Source organism: Aquibacillus salsiterrae, assembly GCF_028416595.1.
GTDB lineage: Bacteria > Bacillota > Bacilli > Bacillales > Amphibacillaceae > Aquibacillus_A > Aquibacillus_A salsiterrae.
The window spans coordinates 1-1428 of sequence record NZ_JAMQKC010000058.1; the positions used below are offsets into that span (position 1 = coordinate 1).

General features: G+C 44.1%; 1 protein-coding gene. It reads right to left on the reverse strand.

Features of this window, described 5'->3' with window-relative positions:
• A partial coding sequence (locus NC799_RS18280) for an IS1634 family transposase (protein WP_334313874.1) occupies window positions 1-1428 on the reverse strand: 1428 nt, incomplete at both ends.

Consider the following 1428-nt stretch of genomic DNA (forward strand, 5'->3'; position numbering starts at 1 on the left):
TCATCTTCACTTAAATTCAAGTGAATATCGTAATGCCCGGCAATGGACGGATAACGTTCTCGCAGTCTTCCTACTCGAATTCCCACTTTTTCTACTAGACGGACATTCCCTTTTTTAACCGAATTGGCAAGACTGTTTAAGTCATCCAGGAAACGTTGCTCTTTCAGGCCATCCATGGCCATTTCCTTTTTCTCACGCCCTTCACTCAGACAGAGGACGCGGGTGCTGTTTTCCATCGGAATCTTTTTGACGTAAACCGATTCTGATGTTTTTGATCTATTCCCGTCTTTGCCAGGAGAGATTTTTTTAAATGTGTTCTTCGCATTTTTGAATTCATCGACATATTCCTTTTCAACCGCTCTCCGTTCTACGACTATATACGGGAACCCCATTTCCTTGATTAGTACCAGATTGTCTTTGGTGGCAATCCCGCGATCCATTGCGATCATGGGACGAGTGTCCGTCAATTCGAAGGATGCATCTTTTTCCAAACGCTTGAGTATATCTTCAAGTGTTTCCGGTTCGGATTTGTTTCCTTCGTAAATTTGGCTAAAAATGGGGAACCCGGCATCATCGACTACCAAAGCAAGCGTGACAAGTGGACAATCCATTCGTTTCTCTTTGGACTTTCCCCGATGAGCAAGCTCATTTTTTGTGGCACTACCTTCAAAGTATGTATTGGTTAAATCATATAGAAAAACCTGATTTGGACGCGAAAATAAATCGGCTTCCTTTGTGCGAAGAGCGTGCTCGATGTCGGTTTTATTTGCAAGCAACCGATCGGCAATCTCGTAAATTGCATCCTTGCCAATTTCAGAAAGGTCGACGGAGAGCATCTCAACAAGTGCCGTTCTTTCCCGCAGCCAGCGCCAGGATGCCAAATCGCTAGATGGCGCCACAAGGCGCCCCACGACAACAGCCTCAGCCAATGCCTGTTCAGCTGGCGTAAAACCACAGTTACCCAGTAACCGATCGAATTCAAGCTGTTGCCAAGTTGCATGGCCAACCAATTCCGGACCAAGTGAACGTGACTCAGCTGTACTTATAGAATTCAAGTCGACAGAAGTAAAAGTAGCCTTTGCTTGGCGTTCCACTTTGGCATCCGCTTTTTTCTGGTTAAACGAGTAATTGGACATTGCTGTTTCAGCAACCTCAGCAATTTGCTTCTCATCTTCAAACATAGTAACTTGACCGGCCAGACGGCCTTCCAATGCGGCAGCAAGTTTTTTCCACTCAGATTTCGGAAGGGTTAGTGTACCGAGTTGCATAACGACCCGTTGGCGAGGTCCTTTTTCTGTGCGATAAGATTCAACCAGAACGTGCTTTTTATATGATTTATTTGTCGCTTTATTTTTGGTAATCGTTTCCCTTATAAACATAGTTTCATTATACCCGACGGGAAAGTTGAAATCAATTATTTTTAATATT